Below are 21792 nucleotides of genomic sequence, written 5' to 3'. Positions count from 1 at the left end.
ACATCTCCCAGATTGGTTCTATTTACTTGTCTTTAAGCTTGATAGAATGTGATAAAGTGAGGATGGGAGTGATAAGCAGATGAAAGAATTACAAGAAAAAATAGCAGATTATACCCGGTTTGCACAAGTACTTTTAGCTATAAGTACATTTTTAATGATCGGTTTATTAATTCCAAGTGGAATAAAAAGTATGGTACAGTCTTTTGTTATGATGGGGAGTATTATTGTATTTTTAGTTCTTGCTTTTTTCTTCTTTAAGCGTGTTAGAACGATGCGTGATCAATTAGAGGAGAGCGAATATGAAGAAAATTGTTAAATAGGGCGCTACGAAAAGAAGAAATCTTTTTGTAGCGTTTTTTCATTTTTGTAGAAAATGTATGCGTTTCATATTGACAATGATAATCCTTATCAATTAAAGTAGAATAGTAGTTAATGATTATTATTATCAATTAGAGGTGAAAGAATGAACAAATCTATTACGCTGTTCACAGCGATCTTATCTATTTTTTTCTTATTAATAGGCTGCAGTGCAAAAGAAAACGAAAAAGCATCCGCAACAAAAACAGACAAAGGAACAGACAAAATCGAAATTACCGATCTCTCAGACAGAAAGATAACATTCAATAAAGTTCCTGAAAGTTTTGCTACGTTGAGTATGGGAGACATGGATATTATTCATGCTTTAGGTGGAAAAATAGTAGGTCGTCCTGATACAAAATTAACTCTCCCAGAGGAATTAAAGAAAGCACAAGTAATCGGGAATGCACATCAACCGAATTTTGAGCAAATTGCTAGTTTAAAACCGGATGTACTTGTTGCTAACAATGGATTCCAAAAGAATATTCCAACGGTCGAAGGACAAGGAACAAAAGTAATCATTTCTTCAGCCAACTCTGTAAAAGATATTCAAAAGGGTATTGAAATGTATGGAACAGTAATGAAGAAAGAAGATAAAGCAAAAGAGCTTAACCAAAAAATTAATGATCAAATGAAGAAATATGAGAAAAAGAGTGACGTTAAAGCGTTGCTAGTTTATGGAGCACCAGGCACTTATTTAGCAGCATTACCAACATCTCTATCAGGGGATATTTTAGAAAAAACAGGCGGGAAAAATATCGCAGCTAGTTTTCCAGAAATGAAAGAGTATCCGCAATATGCACAGCTAAGTGTAGAACGTATTATCGAAGCAAATCCAGATGTGATTTATTTAATTACACATGGAGATCCCAATAGTGTGAAAAAAGCATTTGAAGGCGAAATGATGAAAAATGAAGCATGGAAAAATTTAGATGCAGTAAAACAAAATCGTGTAGTTATTTTACCACCAGATTTATTTGGATCAAATCCTGGGACAAAAGTTACAGAAGCGATGGACTTTATGTATAAAAGTATACAAGATGTAAGGAAATGATAAGTATGGAGAGTAGTGAAATAGTAAGAGAAAAGGAACATCCTTTTGCGAGAAAAAGGTGGATAATAACAGTTACTTTAGTCGTATTAACTGTTCTAGGTCTTTTTTATGGCCTTTTTGCAGGGAGCTTATCTTTTTCTTTACGAGACATTATAGAAGGTATACAAGATGAAGGTTCGACAGTTCATCGAATTGTATGGGATCTTCGTATACCGAGAGTGCTCGTTGGTTTTATAGTAGGAACGTGTTTAGCTGCATCAGGAGCATTATTGCAAGGGGTTATGAGAAATCCTCTTGCAGATCCTGGAATTATCGGAGTTTCATCAGGAGCAGGTCTTGTAGCAATTATAATCATGATTTTATTTCCTCAACATATGGCATTCTTACCACTAGGAGCGTTTTTAGGAGCTTTTATTACAGCAATGGTCATTTACGCACTATCATGGCAAAGGGGGGCGCCACCTTCACGAATTGTATTAGTAGGTGTTTCAATAAACGCCTTAATTGGTGCAGCGACTTCAGCGCTAATGTTATTACATAGCGACAAAGTACAATCAGTTTTACCGTGGTTAGCTGGTGGTATTGGTGGTGTTAGTTGGGCACATTTAAATATGATTATTTACTATGCGATATTCGCTATTATATTAGCTTTCTTCGGTATTAAACATATTCGAGTATTAATGCTTGGGGATGAAATGGCAAAACTATTAGGATATAACGTGGAAAGAAGTCGGTTTTATTTAATAGTAGTAAGTACAATGTTAGCTGGAATAGCAGTTAGTGTTTCTGGTCTTATTGGATTTGTCGGTCTTGTTGTACCGCATATGTTACGTTTATTAGTTGGAAATGACTATAAATATTTACTGCCATTATCATGCCTTGGCGGTGGGATATTACTTGTTTTTGCGGATGCGATAGCTCGAAGTTGGTTCGATCCAATCGAATTGCCTGTTGGTATTTTATTGTCCTTCTTAGGTGGTCCGTTCTTCTTATATTTAATCCATAGAGGAGGAAAACAACGTGATTTCCGTTAACAAAGTGTTTTACGCACATTCTGAAAGATTTCAAATGCAAAATATGAATGTACATATTAAAGCTGGGGAAATCGTTAGTTTAATCGGTCCGAATGGATCGGGGAAATCTACTTTGCTTCGTTTAATAGCACGGCTACTTAAGCAAAGCGAAGGAGACATCATTTTAGATGGGGAAAATATTCATATGATGAAGAGTGCAGATGTAGCGAAGCAATTAGCGATGTTACCACAAATGCACGATCATCAATTAGATTTAACAGTGAAAGAACTAATAGAGTTCGGAAGAGGTCCTCATAAATCATGGAGTAGTCGCTTAAATAAAGAAGATGAAGAAATTGTTGATTGGGCATTGTCTGTTACAAAGCTTGAAGGGTATGAATATCGTCTTTTACAATCCTTATCAGGAGGAGAAAGGCAACGTGCTTGGATTGCAATGACGCTTGCACAACGTACAAATGTCTTATTGCTAGATGAACCAACAACCTTTTTGGATATCGTTCACCAGTTAGAAGTAATGGAACTTGTGAAACGATTAAATGAAGAGTTTGGTATGACAATTATAATGGTTTTACATGACATTAACCAAGCAGCTCAATATAGCGATCGTTTACTCGTATTAAAACAAGGGAAGATTCAGTATGATGGTGTGCCAGAAGAAGTACTATGTCATCAAATGTTTCAGCGTGTATTTGGAATTGAAGTTGATATATTCCAAGGGAGTGACAAGCCATTTTTTACACCGAAACGAATTTGTGAAAAGGGAGAAGAGAGATGCAAACAGACGAGCGTATTACCACTGAGTTAGTAAGGGAATTTGTTATGGCAGCTCACGGAGATCTAGAAAGAGTACAGGAGCTTTTGGCCGAATCACCAAGCTTACTTCATGCTTCTTATAATTGGGGTGGCTCAGATTGGGAAAGTGCCTTAGGAGCAGCGGCCCATGTAGGCCGTAAAGATATTGCTCTTTACTTACTGGAAAAGGGAGCTCGGATGGATATTTTTGCAGCAGCTATGCTTGGTGAACTTGAAGTCGTACAAGCCATTTTAGTAGCACAACCAGAAGCATTACGTGCATCTGGCCCACATGGCATCACTCTTCTTCAACATGCACGAATGGGTGGAGAAAAAGCTCAGCGTGTATTTGAGTACTTAACAGTGCTTTCTTAATGACCGCAAAGTTCTTATGTGCGGTAAACTTTCCACTCAAAAGATTGGAAGGTTTACCGCCCGTTAGAACGGGATAAGTATCTAGTATATTTGAAAATCCTACACCCCCTCAATTGTAGTTTTCTTTATACTAGTTATGATATGGATGCAGTAGACACTCTTTTGTCTACTGCTTTTTTTTGATATAATACACTTTCATAAGATTGAATTTTCTTTCTTTTTGGTAACTTTCTTGATATGAATTATTCAACACTTACGTAGTTTGAAATATGTTGTTATGTAATGAGGTTCAAAATGATGGGAGTGAATAAAAGAGTGTTCCATACAGATCGCTTACAATTTCGCAAATATACAATGGATGATTTACCATTTTATGCTTCTTTATGGGGGGATGAGAAGGTAATGCGCTATATTGGAAATGGAACGTTAAAAACATTTATGCAATGTAAAAAAAGTTTGGAGGAGAGGGTACTTCCAAATTATAAAAATGGTCTCGGTTTATTTGTAATGATTGAAAAGGAAACAGGGATGAGAATTGGTCATGCAGGACTTGTCAAGCAGAAGGTAGATGGAAAGGAGGAAATTGAGATTGGCTATTGGCTACTTCCTAAGTATTGGGGGAAAGGGTATGCGAAAGAGGCTGCGGCGGCATTTCGAGACTATGGTTTTCAAGCATTACAAATGAATAAATTAATTTCACTTATTAATCCGAACCACCCAGCTTCAATATTTGTTGCTAGAAAAACAGGGCTTAGTTATGAGAAAACAACTTCATTTCATGAGATGGATGTTCTCGTTTATTCCATTAAGCGGGTTGGATGAAAAAAGGTGAATTGCATTTTTTGGAGAATGGTATATAAAAATAAAGGGAGGGATTACATGTATATTTATCATAATGGACTAATTATTCGTGAAGGAACGAATGGAGTGCCAGCATATGCGATTAAGACATTATTTGAAGATGCTGGCTGGAGTAATGATAATATCCCTTCTTGGCAAATTGAAAAGTTTACGATTGCATTTGAAAATTCAACATGGGCTTTCACAATTTGGGATGAAGAAGAAATGGTCGCGATGGTTAGAGTGATTTCTGATCAAATCATGGTTGCTAACATAGTAAATTTAGTTGTGAAGTGTGAGTATAGGGGGAAAGGGTTAGGTAAGAAACTTGTAGCTCTTTGTTTACAAAAGCTTCCGCATGGCGATTGGTTTGCGCATACGTCCGCTAACAATTTTGATTTTTATAGAAGTTGTGATTTTGAAGTAAGAGAGTTATCAAGAAATGGAACATGTGCGTACTATGGGTATCAAGTGGCAAAAAAGGAAGGGCATCGATAACTTATAAGGTAATAAAGAAAAAGGATTGCTATTTTAATAATATAAACTGAACTGAGACTCATTTTGTGATAAAATAAAAGAAAATTCAGTTTATTAACGGGGGATAAAAATGAATGTAAAAGTTGGAGATATATTTAAATACGAAAGAAGATTTACCGAGGAAGAAGTTTTTGAATTTGCAAATATTACAGGCGATAAAGGTAGACATCATATGGAATATGATGAGAATGGACGATTAATGGTCCATGGTTTATTGACTGCTAGCATTGGGACGAAAGTAGGCGAAGAGTTACATTACATAGCGAGGGAATTAGTAAGTGAGTTTATTAGACCAGTTTTTACAGGGGATACGATTACTTGTGAATTAACTTTAACAAATATTGAGCAAATGGAAGGATATAAAAAAGTTTCAATTGAGTCAGTTTATCGCAATCAACATGAAAAGACCGTACTAGTTGGGATGAGTTATGGAATTATAAGGGAATAAAAAAGAAGCCTGTTACGAAACAGGCTTCTTTTTTATCGTTTAGTAAACACGTTTTCGATTTTCCGCATGACTAGAGATAAGTAATAATGCAGATTCTTCACCTATATTGCGAACAATATGAGGAACGCATGCATTCCAAGAGAAAGAATCACCTTCTTCTACAATCGCAATATCTTCTCCATGTTGAACTTCTAGTTTTCCGCGTAATACAAGATGACACTCTTCACCTTCATGAGCATTTGGTGAGTTTTCTTTCGGGAATCCGGCAGAAATTTCTACTAGAGATAGGCGGAGACCACCTTGCTCCGCAACATGCTCAATTCTTTGTTCATCTTTTCCATACACACTGTATTTACGCTCTTCTTTTTTCACAATTTTCAAACGATCTTTTTGTTCTAACAATAAATATGGAAGGGGAACATTTAAAAAATTAGCGATCATTTCTAAAGTTGAGATAGATGGTGATGTTTTATTGTTTTCAACCTGACTCATAAAGCCTTTAGAAAGACCTGTTCCTTCACAAATTTGGGCAATCGTAATTCCTCTACGTTGACGAATTTCACGAATCGCAGAACCGATATTCATAAAATCATGCTCCTTTTTGTAAACAACTATTTGTATCATAGCAAAAAAAAAATATTTTTTCTCATGAAAAATGAATTGACGAATAAAAATAATTAGTGTATGTTTTGTAATGTAAATAAAAGTTTTGTATAACAAAACTATAAAGGAGAGAAAGAAATGAATCAACATATTGGTAACTTAATTATTCGTATCGTGTTAGGGGTAACGTTCTTTATGCACGGTTTAACAAAATTCCAATCAGGAATTGACAATATTGCAGGGTGGTTTACAAGCATTGGTTTACCAGGAGGACTTGCATACGGTGTAGCAACAGTTGAATTAGTTGGAGGTCTATTGTTAATTCTAGGTTTAGGCGTAAGGTATATTGGCTTATTATTTGCACTTGTTATGGTTGGAGCGATTGTGAAAGTAAAATGGTCAGCTGGTTTGTTAGGAGACGGGAAAAATCCTGGATTTGAGTTAGAACTTGCATTATTAGCGATGGGTGCTTACTTATTTGTTGCGAAAGCTAATGGTTTTGTAGATAATTTCTTAAAAGAGAAAATGTTAAAGAAGAATTAATTAAAATGGGGGTATAACAAAATGGGCTTTCCACTTCATCCCGAAACAACACTTGGGGTTGTTCATTTATATGTATCAAATTTAAAGAAATCGCTAGAGTTTTATACAGAAGTATTGCGTATGAAGGTACTGGAAGAAAAAAGTACAATCGTTACGTTTGGTAATGAGGACAATGAGCCACTTCTCATAATAGAAGAAAAGGAAGACGCTCTTCCGAAGCAAAGAGGTCGAACTGGTTTATATCACTATGCAATTTTATTACCAAACAGACAAGACTTAGCAAATATTCTTCGTCATTTTGTTGAGAGAGTACACCCATTACATGGTGGGGCTGACCATTACTTTAGTGAAGCTCTTTATTTAGCTGATCCAGATGGAAACGGGATTGAAATTTATCATGATCGCCAAAAAGAAGTTTGGCATGATGAAAATGGAGAGTTACCATTTGTTAGTAACCCGTTAGACGGCGAAGGATTATTACAGCAAGGAAGTACATGGAATGGGTTCCCGGCTGGTACTGTGATGGGACACATTCATTTACATGTAGCTGACTTAGAAGAAGCGAAACGTTTCTATGTTGATGGCCTTGGTTTTGATGTAACGATTCCAGCTCGTAATGGAGCGTTGTTCGTATCAGCAGGTGGTTATCATCACCATATCGGTTTAAATACATGGCAGGGTGAAGGTATACCACCACAAATGCCAAATTCCGTTGGTTTGAAATATTTCACAATTGTACTAGCAGATGAAAAACAAAAAGAGCAAGTGTGTGAAAGTTTAAAATATATTGGCGTAGTTGCTACGTATAAAGATGGAATATTACAGGCCAAGGATCCATTTGGACATTGTATACATTTTAAAGTGAAAGGAGAAGCCTAAAAAGGCTTCTCTTTTTTCACTTTCTTATAATAGCTTTTTCATTTTGTAAAAATAGTTCATCAAATTGCTTTGCAAGGTCAAAATCTAGTTTCGTTAAACCTTTTGCATTCCATGATGACAAAGTAATAATGACTGCTTTATACTGGATAAGGATAAATGGGTGGTGATTATGTTCTTCTGATAGTTTGGCGGCTTCAGAGACAAATTCGACTCCTTTTAAGTAGTCGGAAAACATATATTTTCTTTCAATCCATTTTTCATCTTTCACTGTCCATTTATCCAGCTTTGTTAATTCCTCTTGTACTTCTTCATTAGTTAATCGTAGCATCATTTTTCACATCCTTTACCTGCAGTAACGCAAGACCATTGTTAATAAGACGTGTTACAGATTCTTCAGTTGTGAAAGTAGAAAGTTGTTGTAATAATGCTGCTGATGCTTCGTGACCTTTGTTATGTTCTAAAAGCAATTCTAAAATTTCAAGACGAAGCAACCATTCTTTCGGATAAAATTTATTTAATACTTCTTGAATAGCTATTAATTGATCAGTATGAGTATCGTGTAAAATACTATCGTTACGTATATCTCGAACTGTTTGATACATACGTTCAAGCTTATTCAGTACAAGTGGATCAGGCGTTTCTTGTACTTCTTCATTCATCGGGAAAAATGCAACCGCATCTGCCGCTCCTGGGAATACAGAAGTGATTTGTGAGCCGACAGCCATATCAAATGCTCCCCATGAAGGATCAAATAATAAGCGATCTTTATGAGTAACTGCACAATTTATAAAGGAGATAAGAGCAATTTTTTTATCATTCTTTACAATGTCTGTTACTGTTCCTTTTACATGAATGCCACTTGCAAAAGTAAACTCTGCACTGCTTCCAATTGTAATGCCTAATGATTGTAATTGTTCTTCTGTACAATTTTCTAATGCAATATCTCCATCTAGTAATCCGATTGGTGTCCCGAATCCATCGCTGTGCACAGATGTAGAATGATTTGCTAGTTGTTTATTATGAATTGCTAATGCAGTTGGTGAGCTTGTTCGTGTGTAAATAACTTCACCAGTATCATTTTTAATTGCCTCTGTAAATGTACCCGTAATTTGTAATCCACTACTTAGCTCAGTTGTAGCATGATTTTCGGAGCGGATTGCTTTTTCTAATCCTTCTGTGCCACCTGTTTTAAATGCCATCGTTGTAGAGAACTGCTCAAGGGCCTCAGTCAATTCTTCAAATGATTCACAAACAAATAGCTGTGGTTGCATTTTTGTCACATCATAAGTTGTCCCGGTGCAAGCTTCAATTGAGAATGGGACTTTCTTTACAGCGTTTGTTAAGCAATGCTTACTTTCACCGACAGAGGAAAGGAGACCAGCACCGTAAATTTTCGGATCATTTATATTGCCGATTAAGCCGTATTCCACTGTCCACCAGAATAAACGTGAAATTTGTTCTGCTTCTGATAAACCAGAAACTAAGTTTTGTTTTTCGATTACAGCATTTTCAGCAACTGCAACTTCTTCAGGTGTAGAAGTAGGGCTTTCTTTTACGATCGTTAATGTACGAACGGCTTCAAAAGCATCATGTTCTTCTTTTGTGGAGAAAGCTTTCGCTCCAATTTGTCCAAAGCGTTTCACATATTTTGCATATGTAGAATCAAGCAAAATCGGTGCGTGGCCTGCAGCTTCATGAACGATATCAGGAGCGGGTGTATACTCGATATTTTCTACTTTACGAATATCTGTTGCGATTGGTAGTAATCCATGCCCCTGAAAATCGAAGAATGCGACGCCGGGAATAAGACCGTCAATCGTTACGGCACCCCAGCCGCTTGGTGCTAAACAGTCATTCATTTCTTCTACTTTTGGAATTGCATCTATATTAATACCAGATGATTGTAGTCCGTTAACATAGGATGGATGAGCAACATCTTTTAAGAAGCTATGGTTTTGTCTCATAATGTAACGCCAAACAGCGTGATTCACCGGTGTGTATTGATCATAATGCTGTGTGGATACGAATGGTTTTAAATGTGATGGAATTTCTGTTTTCTTTGTCATTTAGACGTCCTCCTTTTTCTCTATAAAAATGAATACCAGTTTTGTATAGCTTGTACCACCTCCTTTCAGAATTGTAAGCGCTTATAAAATTTTATCATAACATTCGAAATTCTTTAACAACTGTTTGCGTGAGAAATAGAAAAATCCCCTATCGGAAAATCCGATAGGGGCGAAAAAATCGCGGTACCACCCTATTTGTAAGTGAAAATATACTTACATCTCAACTAATGATAACGGAAAAATTCCGTCTTTTCCTTCATGCATAAAAGCACTACGAAAAAGAAGCTCCAGAATTGTAATTCGTACTTATATATGTGCTAATTCCCACCGACCATTAGCTCTCTGAAACAGGGATACAAGATACTACTGCGATTCTTTCAACGCGTATATATGAAGTTATTTAAAAGGGAAGGACGCAAAAAAGCCCCTATCGGAAAATCCGATAGGGACGATAAAAATCGCGGTACCACCCTATTTGTAAACAATTAATTGTTTACCACTTACTTTAAGATAACGGAAAGATCCGTCTTTCTCTTCATGCATAAAAAGCATTACGGGAAAGAAGCTCCAGAATTGTAATTCACGCTTGTATATGTACTGATTCGCACCAACCATCAGTTCTCTGAGACAGGGATATAAGTCGCTACTAGTATTCCTTCAAAGCCGATATATAATTCGTTCAACTAAACTATGTTTTGTATTATAAAACTATATTTAAAAGCTTGTCAACAATAATTTTATTATCTCACTTCTAAATCGACGTTTAAATTAGACTTATTTCCAGCCGCATCGGTTGCTACAATATGAATTGTATTCTTTCCTTGTTGTAATTGACTACGATCGAAATAAATTTCATAGTTTTTCTCCCAAGGATTTAGGTATGCACTTTCCCATGCTCCATTTCCGTTAATTTCATACTGTATCGTTACGGGATGTCCTGGAGCAACCCATCCGGATTCTGCCATCCAATCCAAAAGTATATCATCTACTTTACCTCTAATTACGAGGTTTTCTTGATCTACTTCAGACGATAATTTCGGTGCAGTACGATCGACAAACACAGCTCCTGTTTGCTTTGTTTCTCCACCAGAGTTAGAAGCAACAGCTTCGATTTGGTATAAGCCATCAGGTAGAGGAGATCCGTCAGTTTTCGTACCATTCCATTTGAAAGATTTATAACCAGGTGTTTCGTTTTTACCTTGATGTATCATGCCTTGATATGTTACACGGTCTTTCGTAATTAAATTAGCGTGAAATGTTACATCCTCCACTGGTGTAACTAAATAGTAATTGATCAGGTTGTCATCTAGTATTCCATCATTATTTGGACTAAAAGTAGAATTAACGATTTCAAGACCATCAATACGTTTGTATTCTTTCGGATCAATGCTAAACGTAAATGGAATACGCATTTCTTCAGTCTTCCCTTGCTCTTTCACATATAGATTTCCTGTATATACACCTTGTGGTAAGGAGCTATCTACAGTAATAGTAAAAGGCTTTTCAATGTTACTATTAGGTTTCACACTAATAGAAGAAGAGAAAGAAGTCTGGACTTTTGTTTTTGTATCTAGTAATTCAATGCGAGTTGAAAAGTTTTTCTTTTTGTTAGAAAGATTTTGTAACGTAATATTTTGTGTTAACTTCACTTTTCCGCTATTTGGTTTAATAAGACCGAAACTTACATTGTTAGGTTTCACTAATGCATCTGTTTGGGCTGCTTTTGGAATGTTAATTAAACCAGATCCTTGTGCCATGACAGGATATGTATTTTCATTGACATCCTTTAATGTTTTTGCAGTGTTGGCAAGAGCTGCTTTCAATTGTTCTGTCGTCCAATCAGGATGCATTTGACGCAGCAGGGCAACGGCTCCCGCTACTTGTGGCGCAGCCATACTTGTTCCGTCGTGAGATTCATAGCCACCTCTCGGCACTGTACTAGTAATTTTCACTCCAGGTGCAACTATATCAGGTTTTATAAGCCAACTACCTTGTGATGGTCCTCTTGAACTAAAGTTACCAATAAGTTCTGTTTGCTTTGGTTGTCCAATTTTTATATTTTTCTTTCGTTTTGTAATTAAAGTTTTTAACTCTTCGCCATTTGTATTTGATAGTTGCATAACTGGAAGAGCTACATCTTCACGTGCAAAATATTCGGGCATAATATTAATTTCTTTTTCGTTAGAAATTAGTAGCACGCCAAGAGCGCCAGCTTGTTTCGCTTGTTCTGCTTTTACTAATGTGCTCGAAGTTCCTTGTAAAACAAGGGCGAACTTACCTTTTACATCTTGTTTAGCGTAATCACTTGAATTACCGTAGCCAACATAGACAAGCTGAGCATCGTTTCCTACTTGGAAGTCTGCTTTTGATAACGGTAATCCTTGGTAAGATTTATTGGAACCAGCTACTTGGAATGTTGGAAATGGAATAGATACTGTAGATGCTCCAACAGAGATGACACTACTTGCGTTACCAGGAGCGTCAACAGACCAAGGTTTTGGTCCATCATTTCCATTTGAGACGACCGCAGTAACACCAAGTTTTGCTGCGCGTTCTAACGTCATTGTTACAGGTTGATCAGGTACATTCAAATCTTGACCAAGAGATAGATTTAAAACATCGGCACCATCTTGAATAGCGCGCTCAATACCTTGAATAATATCTTCGGTCGTACCAGTACCACCATCATTCATGACACGGTAAGCAAGTATAGAAGCATTCGGAGCAATCCCCTTTATTTTTCCGTTACCAGCAATAATTCCTGCAACATGGGTACCGTGAACGTTTCCATCCATCGGATCATTATCCTCATCGACTGTATCATAGCCACCGATATAATTTGCTTGTAAATCAGGATGGGTATAGTCGACACCTGAATCGATAATAGCGACTTTCATCCCTTTTCCATCAAGGGATTTGCCAGTCGGATCTTTTAAATTCCAAGCTTCAGGTGCACCAACTGTAGGGCCTCCAACGTTTGGTGTTTCTTGATCTGCTAGGCTTTTTGACGTTTCATGTAATTTATATGTTAAGTTCGGATAAATTGCTTTTACTTCAGGTAAAGAAGCTAGAGCGGCAATTTGATCCCCTGGGATAGAAATAGAAAATCCAGAAAATAACGTACTATACGTTTCTTTTATGGTTGCTTTCGGTGCTTTTTCTTTTATTTTCTTTGTTGTATCCTCTTGTGCTTTTTTTAGTTGTGCATGGTATGATTGCACATTGCTATTTCGTAGGTCCGGAGCATGTTGAATGTTACTTTGTGAAGCGAGTGGAGCATGTTGCAATTCTACAATAACTGAAATTTCTTTTGATGTTTTTGTTTCAACATTTTGCGCGATTTTGTTTTCTCCCCATTGTTCAATATTTGCTTTTAACTGTGGGCTAAATTGCTTCTCTTTTTGCAGTGATTCAGCATGGGCGCTTAATGCTCCAAAGCTCGAAAAGACGAGCGCCATACTTAATAGTGTTGATGTAGTTTTCTTCATTGAAACTCCCCCTAATAAAAAGTGCCAATTTTCCGAAAATAAATATTACATTTTTATCGTTAATTATAGGAACGGATGTTGGCTAAACTATACATTCGACATAATTCATACCAAACCTCTTTGAATTAAAAATTTCTTGGGAAATTTTTTGGAATTATGTCGAATGGATAATATTTGCATATAGTAAGCGGAATATGAGGAATGCTAAAGGGGGAAATGGGGGTGCTATATGAAAAGGTTTATAGTAAGTGGAATCGTGATTTTGTTCCTTTTTTTCTGTTCAAGTTCTATTACTAGCGCAGAAAACAATGGAGTAAAAGTTGCCTTTATTCGTAATCATAATCTATGGATTAAAGTCGGTGAAAAAGAAAAACAAATTACAAAAAGAGAGTACATAACAGGGCCGAAATGGTCACACAATGGAGAATGGCTTGCATATGCAAAAGGAAAGAAGCGAAATCACTTTGAACTGTATCGGCTGAAAGATGGAAAGAAAGTTACGCCATCTCAATCAGAAGCATCGAATTATCAATGGTCACCAACAGAGAATATAATTGCATTTGTATTTGCACGCACATTAAATACATTTGATGCTGAAAAAAAGAAAGCAGATTTTGAAAACGTAGCTAATGGTGTAGGTGACTATGCATGGTATCCTGATGGTAAGAAGTTTCTTGTATCATCAGAAGCGTACTTGCTTCCAACAGGATGGACAGGTGCTCAGTTATATGAAATACAAAAGGATGCAAATATGAATCCTCATAAGATGAAACATTTATATGCACTACCGAATGAGCATGATGACTTTTTAGCATTAGTTGGAAGTGGATTTAAGTGGTCGCCAGATCAAAAATGGATTTCGTTTTTGGCAGTACCAACAGCTTCTTTGTCAGCTGATGGTAATACCCTTTGCTTAATTCGAGCAGAGGGCAGTCGTTTTGAAACAGTAGATCAAATGTTATTAAACACACAATGGTTCAAATGGGCGCCATCAAAGAATATATTAGCCTATATTGAAGGAAGTGGGAGAGTGGCTTTAGAGAATAAGCATTTAAAAATAAAAGAATTGCCGGCTCTCCAGCAAAATACATTTACTCCAAAAGGCTATGTTGATTGGGATTTCACATGGAAGAACGATAATGTAATTATCGTTTCAAGGGCAAAGGAAGCAGAGCTATCGGTCCCTCTAGAAAAAAGACCACTACCATCTTTATATGAAATAAATAGTACAACAGATGAACAACATCAAATTACAAAGCCATCAAATAGCCAAGGCGATTATAACCCTATTTTTAGTAAGAAAAGCAACCAATTAATGTGGCTCCGTTCAAATCGTAAGAAAGCTGATGTATGGCTTGCTCATAGCGATGGAAAACATGAAAAGAAGTGGATTGAAAATATAGATGTGCCAGAGTGGTATTATGAGAAATGGAATTGGGAAGATGTCGTTTCGGTTAAAGACGAGTAAAAAAAAACTGCCTAAAATATAATTTTTAGGCAGGTTTTTCAATGTTATTTATGTGTTTTATTTGGCTTTTTTTTCGCAGGGTTTCCGTTCCCTTGGCGCTTTCTATTTTGTTCATCTTTTGCTTGTTTTTCATGTAATGTATCTAAAAAGTCATTTGAGTTACTCATTTTTATATCTCTCCTTTTTTCATTGCGTCCTAGTTACTATAACCATTTAGGAGGATAATCATGAGATAAAAGTTAAGCGCTTAGTTTTCTTCGGTAGTATACGTAAAATATGCCATATGTAATGAATAATATAAGTAAAACTTGTAACTCTACATTTTCTTTTAAAATAGTTGCGACAGAAGATGGTAAGTAAGGTGATGTATCGCTCGTTCCTAAACTTAACCATTTGTTTAAGAGGTTAATGATACAAAATATGAAAACACCAGACCAGCTTGCGATAATTGCTTTTTGTTTAATTTTTGTTTCACGCTCATCATCTGTAATCCAAGGATTAGCAGTTTTATCACTAGTAAAAAAGCCATTTATGTATCCCCATATGATCATTCCCATAAAGACGATAATCCATTTCATATTTGTAATCCTCCTCTTATTGTAAAAAGTATTTTACATATATAATTGTAATATTTTTCAAAAATTGGTGCCAAACACTTTTTACATTCTGCTTTTTAAAATAGCAGGAGTAAAGAAAAAAATAGGGAAGAAATATGTGAGACTATTTCCTAGTGAGAGGAAGAGGAGAATGAAACTTATTTTTGTTCGGCATGGTGAAGGTGAACATACGAAAGATTTACCATTAAGTTTACAAGCAGTGAATCCGCCATTGACGGGCGTGGGAAAGAAGCAGGCTAAATTGCTTCAGTGCGATGTACCATTACAAGAAAAGGATATATTAATCGCTAGTCCTACACTTCGAACTTTACAAACTGCGACAATATGGAGTGCGGAAGTTGCTTGTCAAAAAATTGTTCACCCATATATATCCCCGCGTATTTTTCCTTATCGGGAATCCGCCAAAACATTACCGTGCGATCAATTGTTAGATCGAAAGATAATACAAAATTTATTTCCACATTTTTCATTAGAAGAAAGTAGAAATGAATTGTTATGGAATGAGGGAGTCAATATCATCTCGGAGATGGAATTTCAGCAAATAGTAGATGAATTTCTGCACTGGTGCTATCGGTTAAAAGCAGAAAAAATTTGTATCGTTGCACACGATGGAACAATTACAGCGTATAGGCAATATTTACAGAAAGTCGCTTTAACTAGAGCTGATTTTTTGAAAGAAACGGGTATATATGAAATGGACTTATAGGAGAGAAAATTTGTAATGGAAGAGTTAGGAGAAGATGTGTACGACTTAAATGGGCCGGGAGTATACTTTAGCGTAGCAGAAATTAAGTAATATGCAAAATTGCATATTACACATATTGTAAATGGTTGGTATAAGTTTGGGGAGTTGAAACTAGTAGAATCCTTTTTACATAGTGGTGTAAAATCATATGTTGGATTGATAGATTATGTAGATGGAAATGTAGCACTTATGTTTACAATACGCCTATTTTACGGGTTTATTAACCATGACAAAACGTTAGAAGAAGTTGTTCGAGAAGCGAGATTAACCGATGAGGAGACATGTACATTTCGAGTATATAAACAATATGAAACGGATTTATTCTATATTCGAATGAATGCGTTTCACATTTAACTCACAGTTTTTTTACATTTTCTTCAATGAAAATGATTATCACCTGTGGTATGATATGTTCAAGTTTTTACAGGTAATAAAAGTTACTATATAAACGTTAGTATGTAATGTTTTTTATGTATGTCACAAATTATTCACGATTAACGTTTTAAAAGTAAGTAACTAATGTTATTATATTATCTGTAACTGATTTAATTACAACTTTAGGAGGAAGATATGATTATTCAATTTTTAAGAGAAAACAAAGCAGTTTCTTTTGTATTAGCGATAATTCGAGTGTATCTTGGTTACACATGGGTAATGGCTGGAATCGGTAAACTACAAGGAAAAGGCTTCGATGCAACTGGTTATTTACAAGGTGCAATTGAAAAATCTAAAGGAGCACAACCAGCTGTTCAATCTTGGTGGGCATCATTTTTACAAGATTTTGCAATTCCAAACGTTGATTTATTTAATACACTTGTGACGTGGGGAGAAATTTTAGTCGGAATTGGTTTAATTGTAGGCTGTTTAACAAAAACAGCGGTCTTTTTCGGTCTTGTAATGAACTTTTCCTATATGTTTAGTGGGTCAATTGGTGTAAACCCTGAAATGGTTATCTTATCCATGTTCGTTCTTGTTTCTGGTATGAATGCTGGAAAACTTGGAATTGATGGCTTAGTTATTCCAAAAGTACTAGGATCAAAAATTCAAAAACGCCAAAAGCAAGCTGCTTAATATATGAAAACGGGTATCTCAAAATGAGATACCCGTTTATTTTTCAGCACTTATAGGATTTTTCTCGAAGAAATCTTTTACATACCCTACAAATTCTTGTGGCTCTTGACGAAATGGAGCATGATAACCTTTTTCAATAATATGGAAAGTGCTGTTTTTTAAGAATTGATGATAAGTTTCTCCTTCTTTCCAAGAAACGCTACTATCATTTCTTCCCCATATAATTAAAGTTGGTTGCTTGATTTCAGTTGCATTGATTTGAAGACGCCTAGGCCATAATTTCATTTTATTATAATGCTCTTCATCATTACGCTTGAATTTAACTTTGCTCTCATCATAATCTGCAATAGAAGAAACGGCACTTAAATCAGTCGACAACTTTGGTTTTGGTGAACCTTGTTTATTAACGAACGTATGAGGGCCGCCTGTAGCATCAGTTAAAATAAGGTGGGTAACCGCTTCGGGGTATAAATATGTTAAATTAAGAGAAATTTCTCCGCCCATAGAATGTCCCAGTATTGCGAATGAGTCATACCCTAATTTTTTCATTAACTTATAATACAAATTTGCATGAGTTGGGAAAGAATAATAAAAATCCATCGGTTTAGAGGAACGTCCGAATCCTAAAGCATCAACAGAAATAATCGTATGATCTTTTGCTAAATCTGAGTAAACCTTTTGAAAACCATCGGATGATCCTCCAAATCCATGGATCATAAGTAAAGGTGGTTTTTCATCACCAATCTTTTTAAAGTAAATCGTTTGACCATCTATCTCTACCATTTTTTCCTCGGTAGCTAGTTTCGCTGTAATTGTATTTTTAACTTGTTTTACTTGTTCTACTGGCTTTTCTGCTGCACTACATCCTACTAATAGTGTAAGAGTAAGACAACCTACCATAAAATAGCTAAATCGCTTCAATTAGGTGTCCCCTTTCTAACATAACGCTGCATCTATCATAGCAAATAGTATATTACGATTTCCAGGAAGTTGATTACCGTTCTTTATCATAAGAGGTGAAAGGAGCGTTTCCTGGAAATTTTCTGTTTGAAGAAATTGATGGAAAATGAATTGTGAGTGCGGAACATCAATGCGTATCGTCCCATTCCACGAGTTGCAAATTATTTCTAATAACTGAATAGCGTCTTTTTCTTTTTTTGAAATAAGTGGAGTGATACATAGTACATCTCCTTTTTGTATGCATAAAGAAAAAGCATCTATTTGATTATCCCGCTCTATTTTAAAGGAGTAAGTTGCTCTCGATAGTAGTGATAAATAAAGCTTAGAACGATCTGCACCAGTCGCAGTTTGATCAAGAAAAATGAGAGATTGAAGATCGGCTTGCTGAATTTGTTTTATGGGAAAAGAATTTGTACTTATATGAGCCGCTTGTTTTTCGAAACGATGAATTGTTGTTATTGATTGAAATCCATAAGATTCATATAAGGATTCACCAGCTTTTGTTGCAATGAGCGTAATAGGGAGCGATGGATAAGTTACTTTTAAGCTATTGTTTAACAAAATACGGCCAATTCCTTTTCTTTGAAAATCAGGATGCACGATTAACATACCGATAGAAGAAAATCCAGGGGCAAACGAAAAGACCCCGCCCGCTGCAATAAGTTTATTCTCATGTACATAGCCAAAAATTGTGCCAATGGAAAGGTACATATGGAATTGCTCTTTCATAAAACTCTCATGCTGTAACCACCCAACTGATTCGCAAAGAGAGAGTAAATCTGGAATGGAAGATGCGTCTAGTTTTACTGTTTTCATAAAGTTCACCATATTTCTATTTAAATTAGAAAAAATAAGAATAATATTAAGAAATGTAAAATAATAGGTTCGTATTAAAAGAAATCCAACATGTTTATATTTATCTTTGTAAAGGGGAGTATGCTTGATATGAAAAGACAAACTTATACAAATTATAACTTAAATTTACATAAGTTAACAAAAAATTTGCATATAACTCATTTTCTCTTAACAGTCTTCTATTAAATTTGATAGTGGGAAATGAATAACCTAATTAGGGGGACAAGACAGTGAAAAAGTTTGTAAAAAAAGCATGGCCATTTGCAGTTGTGGCGTCGTTAGCAGTTACTTCGGTAGCAACATGGAATTTTACGCGTTCTAGTGAGGTTAATGCAGATGAGAACGGAAACAATGCAAAAATTAAAAATGTCATTGTATTAATTGGGGACGGTATGGGGCCTTCATATATGACAGCTCATCGTTATATGAAAGATAATCCAAAAACATTTGAGATGGAATCTACAGAATTTGATAAGCATCTTGTAGGAACACAAAAAACATATCCAGAAGATGAACATGAAAATATTACAGACTCTGCATCGGCAGCTACTGCGATGTCAGCAGGTATAAAAACATATAACGCAGCTATTGCAGTAGATAATGATAAAGCTGAAGTGAAAACAGTATTGGAGCAAGCGAAAGAAAAAGGGAAGTCAACGGGACTCGTTGCAACTTCTGAAATTACGCATGCAACACCAGCTGCATTCGGTGCACATGATATTAGTCGTAAAAATATGGACGCAATTGCAAATGATTACTTTGATGAGAAAATTAAAGGTAAGCATAAAATAGATGTTATGCTTGGCGGGGGCGTAAAGAACTTTGTTAGAAAAGACCGCAATCTTACAGAAGAATTTAAGAAGTCTGGTTATAGTTATGTAACAGATCGTAATCAATTATTAAATGATAAAAGCGATCAAGTTCTTGGCTTATTTGCACCAGGTGGTTTAGACAAAATGATTGACCGTACTGACAAAACACCTTCATTAGAAGAGATGACAAATGCAGCGATTGAGCGCTTGAACAAAAATAAAGACGGTTTCTTCTTAATGGTCGAAGGTAGTCAAATTGATTGGGCTGGACATGATAATGATATTGTCGGTGCAATGAGTGAAATGGAAGACTTCGAAAAAGCGTTTAAAGCAGCAATTGAGTTTGCGAAAAAAGATAAGAACACATTAGTTGTTGCAACTGCAGATCATTCTACTGGCGGATTATCTTTAGGTGCGAATGGTGAGTATAATTTTAAAGTAGATCCGATTAAAGCTGCGAAACGTACGCCAGACTTTATGGCAAGTGAGATTGTAAAAGGTGCAAATGTAGAAGAAACATTGAAAAAGTATATTGATCTACAATTAACACCAGAAGAAATTAAAGCTGTAAATGATATAGCTCCATCAAAAGATGTAACAAAGATTGATAATGCAATTGAAGATATCTTCAATAAGCGTTCGGTTACAGGTTGGACAACGGGTGGACATACAGGTGAAGATGTGAACGTATATGCATTCGGACCAGGTAAATACTTATTCTCTGGCGTTCAAGAGAATACAAATATAGCTAAACGTGTCTTTGACATCGTTGGCGGTGGCGATCCGAATAAAGGAAGACGCTAATTATAAATGAAAGTGAGGCGAAATGCCTCACTTTTCTTTTTAGGAGATGGAAAGATGAGATTTTTTTTAGGGAAATTAAGATTCCTTCTAGTATTCGTATTATTGCTAGTTGGATGTCAATCTCAAGAGAATAATATAGAACAAAAATCTGCTGGGAAAACTGAGGAAAAGGTACATATAACGAAAGAAGAAGAGAAAACCATTCAAGATGTTATTGAGGCATTTGTACGGACGACGAATGAAAAAAATCTTGCTGAGCATATGGAGTTATTTTCAAAGAAGATGCCTAGTGCTGAGGACTTAAAAACACAAAAGGAAGCGGCATTTCAAAAGGGAAATAAGAAAATAGAATTGGAACATATGAATATGAAAGCTCTTAAAGGTGGGCTTGTTATTGTTGAAACGGAGGAAAAAGAAGTAGATGGAGGGGTTACTTTCCAAAAGAAAATGCAGTATGCACTTGGAAAAGAAGACGAAGGGTGGAAGATTGAAGAGGTTCGTACGATAGAGAAGAAATAAAGTGAAACTTTAATCAGTGGGGGTTTTGTCCATCCCCCACTGATTATTAGTTGAACCAATCGGGCTTTTATGGGCAGTTGATCGCCCACCTAACTCCTTCGCATTCGCAGAATTTTGAGGTGGGAGTCTTACTGCCCGCAAATAGCGGGATAAAAAGGTTCTCATAGGAGAGAACCTTTTTATAGTGGTAATAAAATTTGATTTGAACATGCTTCAATGTCATCAATATCTTGACGGATTGTTGCCATCTTATTATCGAGGTCTTCAGCTTTCATAGCAGCGTCATGTAGTTCATCTTTCAAATAGTCAGGTATATTTCCTTCATATTTGTAGTAAAGTTTATGTTCTAAACTTGCCCAAAAGTCCATGGCAAGTGTACGTAATTGAATTTCTGCAAAGACATCTTTCGTACCAGAATTTAGTGACAATGGATATTTAATAATCATATGCAAACTTTTATAGCCATTTCCTTTTGGATTAGCAATATAATCTTTTACTTCTACAATTTCCATGTCTCCACGATTTTCAATAACTTCTTTTAAATGATAAATATCTTCTACAAAGCAACATGTAATACGGATGCCAATAATATCTTGTAATTGTGTTTGAGCATTTTCAACTGTTGGTGATAAGTTTTTACGCTCAAGCTTCCTAATGATACTTTCGGGTTGTTTAAGTCTTGTTTTTATATGTTCAAACGGGTTGTAGTCTTCTAAAAATTGAGCTTCCCGGTTCATAATTTCAAATTTAGTTTTTAACTCTTCTAAAGCAAATGTATAAGGTAATACAAAAGCTTTCCAGTAGTTAACGGTTGATTGGTTATATTCCATTTATATACACACCTTTTCTTATTTACAAGTGAAGTTGTTATTATACTAAACACCAAATCATGTAGGCGCAAGCAGCAAATGATGAGATCATAAAG

24 protein-coding genes, 1 pseudogene and 2 other annotated features are annotated in these 21792 nt (G+C 35.7%); of the genes and pseudogenes, 16 read left to right on the top strand and 9 right to left on the bottom strand.

Annotated elements, in window-relative coordinates:
• Positions 1-79: 79 nt before the first annotated feature.
• The 8 genes from I6L50_RS27680 to I6L50_RS27645 all read left to right on the top strand — a co-directional run bounded on the left by I6L50_RS27680 (position 80) and on the right by I6L50_RS27645 (position 5437).
• A complete protein-coding gene (locus I6L50_RS27680; RefSeq protein ID WP_002034123.1) occupies positions 80-316 on the top strand; it encodes a YrhC family protein in 237 nt (78 codons plus the stop codon).
• Positions 317-463: 147 nt separating this feature from the next.
• Positions 464-1411 (top strand): ABC transporter substrate-binding protein, encoded by a 948-nt coding sequence (locus I6L50_RS27675; RefSeq protein WP_002015260.1) that lies wholly within the window; start codon positions 464-466, stop codon positions 1409-1411.
• 5 nt (positions 1412-1416) lie between these two features.
• Positions 1417-2445, top strand: coding sequence for a FecCD family ABC transporter permease (locus I6L50_RS27670; RefSeq protein WP_113935624.1), 1029 nt, complete (start codon positions 1417-1419; stop codon positions 2443-2445).
• Entirely contained in the window at positions 2432-3250 is an 819-nt protein-coding gene (locus I6L50_RS27665) for an ABC transporter ATP-binding protein (protein WP_219303568.1), read from the top strand. Before I6L50_RS27670 ends, I6L50_RS27665 begins: the two co-directional genes overlap by 14 nt.
• The gene (locus tag I6L50_RS27660) at positions 3217-3612 is read left to right on the top strand and encodes an ankyrin repeat domain-containing protein (RefSeq protein ID WP_113935622.1); all 396 of its coding nucleotides are present in this window, start codon (positions 3217-3219) and stop codon (positions 3610-3612) included. The genes I6L50_RS27665 and I6L50_RS27660 overlap by 34 nt, the downstream gene beginning before the upstream one ends.
• Positions 3613-3906: 294 nt before the next feature.
• Positions 3907-4434, top strand: a complete 528-nt coding sequence (locus tag I6L50_RS27655; RefSeq protein WP_219303567.1) for a GNAT family N-acetyltransferase — start codon at positions 3907-3909, stop codon at positions 4432-4434.
• Between the two features lie 57 nt (positions 4435-4491).
• Complete coding sequence (locus I6L50_RS27650) at positions 4492-4950, top strand: GNAT family N-acetyltransferase (RefSeq protein WP_002015252.1); 459 nt, start codon at positions 4492-4494, stop codon at positions 4948-4950.
• Between the two features lie 109 nt (positions 4951-5059).
• Complete coding sequence (locus tag I6L50_RS27645; protein WP_219303566.1) at positions 5060-5437, top strand: hotdog family protein; 378 nt, start codon at positions 5060-5062, stop codon at positions 5435-5437.
• A 39-nt stretch (positions 5438-5476) separates the two neighbouring features.
• Here I6L50_RS27645 and I6L50_RS27640 read toward each other — a convergent pair whose 3' ends face one another.
• Positions 5477-6022 (bottom strand): helix-turn-helix domain-containing protein, encoded by a 546-nt coding sequence (locus tag I6L50_RS27640; protein ID WP_002015249.1) that lies wholly within the window; start codon positions 6020-6022, stop codon positions 5477-5479.
• Positions 6023-6178: 156 nt separating this feature from the next.
• Between I6L50_RS27640 and I6L50_RS27635 the strand changes: the two genes are divergently transcribed.
• Together I6L50_RS27635 and I6L50_RS27630 are read left to right on the top strand one after the other, a co-directional pair.
• Positions 6179-6583, top strand: coding sequence for a DoxX family protein (locus tag I6L50_RS27635; RefSeq protein ID WP_002015248.1), 405 nt, complete (start codon positions 6179-6181; stop codon positions 6581-6583).
• A 21-nt stretch (positions 6584-6604) separates the two neighbouring features.
• On the top strand, positions 6605-7462 hold the full coding sequence (locus I6L50_RS27630; protein ID WP_002015247.1) for a VOC family protein: 858 nt from the start codon (positions 6605-6607) through the stop codon (positions 7460-7462).
• Between the two features lie 16 nt (positions 7463-7478).
• On the opposite strand, the gene I6L50_RS27625 is transcribed toward I6L50_RS27630, so the two are convergent.
• The 3 genes from I6L50_RS27625 to I6L50_RS27615 all read right to left on the bottom strand — a co-directional run bounded on the left by I6L50_RS27625 (position 7479) and on the right by I6L50_RS27615 (position 13016).
• Entirely contained in the window at positions 7479-7793 is a 315-nt protein-coding gene (locus I6L50_RS27625; RefSeq protein ID WP_002167644.1) for a 4a-hydroxytetrahydrobiopterin dehydratase, read from the bottom strand.
• Positions 7774-9528, bottom strand: a complete 1755-nt coding sequence (locus I6L50_RS27620; RefSeq protein ID WP_113935616.1) for an aromatic amino acid hydroxylase — start codon at positions 9526-9528, stop codon at positions 7774-7776. The genes I6L50_RS27625 and I6L50_RS27620 overlap by 20 nt, the downstream gene beginning before the upstream one ends.
• 162 nt (positions 9529-9690) lie before the next feature.
• Positions 9691-9918, bottom strand: a binding site (T-box leader).
• A gap of 51 nt (positions 9919-9969) precedes the next feature.
• Positions 9970-10198 (bottom strand) — a binding site (T-box leader).
• Positions 10199-10268: 70 nt separating this feature from the next.
• On the bottom strand, positions 10269-13016 hold the full coding sequence (locus I6L50_RS27615) for a S8 family peptidase (protein ID WP_219303565.1): 2748 nt from the start codon (positions 13014-13016) through the stop codon (positions 10269-10271).
• A 229-nt stretch (positions 13017-13245) separates the two neighbouring features.
• Here I6L50_RS27615 and I6L50_RS27610 point away from each other — a divergent pair, with 229 nt between their 5' ends.
• On the top strand, positions 13246-14484 hold the full coding sequence (locus I6L50_RS27610) for a TolB family protein (RefSeq protein WP_098635926.1): 1239 nt from the start codon (positions 13246-13248) through the stop codon (positions 14482-14484).
• Positions 14485-14528: 44 nt separating this feature from the next.
• Here I6L50_RS27610 and I6L50_RS27605 read toward each other — a convergent pair whose 3' ends face one another.
• Together I6L50_RS27605 and I6L50_RS27600 are read right to left on the bottom strand one after the other, a co-directional pair.
• Positions 14529-14651, bottom strand: a complete 123-nt coding sequence (locus I6L50_RS27605) for a DUF4023 domain-containing protein (RefSeq protein WP_000071861.1) — start codon at positions 14649-14651, stop codon at positions 14529-14531.
• A gap of 72 nt (positions 14652-14723) precedes the next feature.
• Positions 14724-15062: a phosphoglycerate mutase gene (locus I6L50_RS27600; RefSeq protein WP_219303564.1), complete on the bottom strand. Its 339-nt coding sequence runs from the start codon at positions 15060-15062 to the stop codon at positions 14724-14726.
• 169 nt (positions 15063-15231) lie between these two features.
• On the opposite strand from I6L50_RS27600, the gene I6L50_RS27595 reads away from it, so the two are divergent.
• The 3 genes and pseudogenes from I6L50_RS27595 (at position 15232) to I6L50_RS27585 (ending at position 16917) form a co-directional block, all read left to right on the top strand.
• Positions 15232-15807, top strand: coding sequence for a histidine phosphatase family protein (locus I6L50_RS27595; protein WP_219303563.1), 576 nt, complete (start codon positions 15232-15234; stop codon positions 15805-15807).
• Positions 15808-16200: pseudogene (locus tag I6L50_RS27590) on the top strand (hypothetical protein); the annotation flags it as partial.
• A gap of 216 nt (positions 16201-16416) precedes the next feature.
• On the top strand, positions 16417-16917 hold the full coding sequence (locus I6L50_RS27585; RefSeq protein ID WP_002015237.1) for a DoxX family protein: 501 nt from the start codon (positions 16417-16419) through the stop codon (positions 16915-16917).
• Between the two features lie 36 nt (positions 16918-16953).
• On the opposite strand, the gene I6L50_RS27580 is transcribed toward I6L50_RS27585, so the two are convergent.
• The gene (locus I6L50_RS27580; protein WP_002143186.1) at positions 16954-17838 is read right to left on the bottom strand and encodes an alpha/beta fold hydrolase; all 885 of its coding nucleotides are present in this window, start codon (positions 17836-17838) and stop codon (positions 16954-16956) included.
• A gap of 15 nt (positions 17839-17853) precedes the next feature.
• Positions 17854-18693 (bottom strand): GNAT family N-acetyltransferase, encoded by an 840-nt coding sequence (locus I6L50_RS27575; RefSeq protein ID WP_219303562.1) that lies wholly within the window; start codon positions 18691-18693, stop codon positions 17854-17856.
• A gap of 269 nt (positions 18694-18962) precedes the next feature.
• On the opposite strand from I6L50_RS27575, the gene I6L50_RS27570 reads away from it, so the two are divergent.
• A complete protein-coding gene (locus tag I6L50_RS27570) occupies positions 18963-20348 on the top strand; it encodes an alkaline phosphatase (RefSeq protein ID WP_002190719.1) in 1386 nt (461 codons plus the stop codon).
• Positions 20349-20402: 54 nt separating this feature from the next.
• Positions 20403-20867, top strand: coding sequence for a hypothetical protein (locus tag I6L50_RS27565; protein WP_219303561.1), 465 nt, complete (start codon positions 20403-20405; stop codon positions 20865-20867).
• A 179-nt stretch (positions 20868-21046) separates the two neighbouring features.
• On the opposite strand, the gene I6L50_RS27560 is transcribed toward I6L50_RS27565, so the two are convergent.
• On the bottom strand, positions 21047-21697 hold the full coding sequence (locus I6L50_RS27560) for a GTP pyrophosphokinase (protein WP_002015229.1): 651 nt from the start codon (positions 21695-21697) through the stop codon (positions 21047-21049).
• Positions 21698-21792: the final 95 nt, after the last annotated feature.

The organism is Bacillus sp. FDAARGOS_1420 (assembly GCF_019344915.1).
Taxonomy (GTDB): Bacteria; Bacillota; Bacilli; order Bacillales; family Bacillaceae_G; genus Bacillus_A; species Bacillus_A mycoides.
The sequence above is the reverse complement of the archived record's forward strand: the minus strand, read 5'-3'. Positions and strand labels throughout refer to the sequence as shown.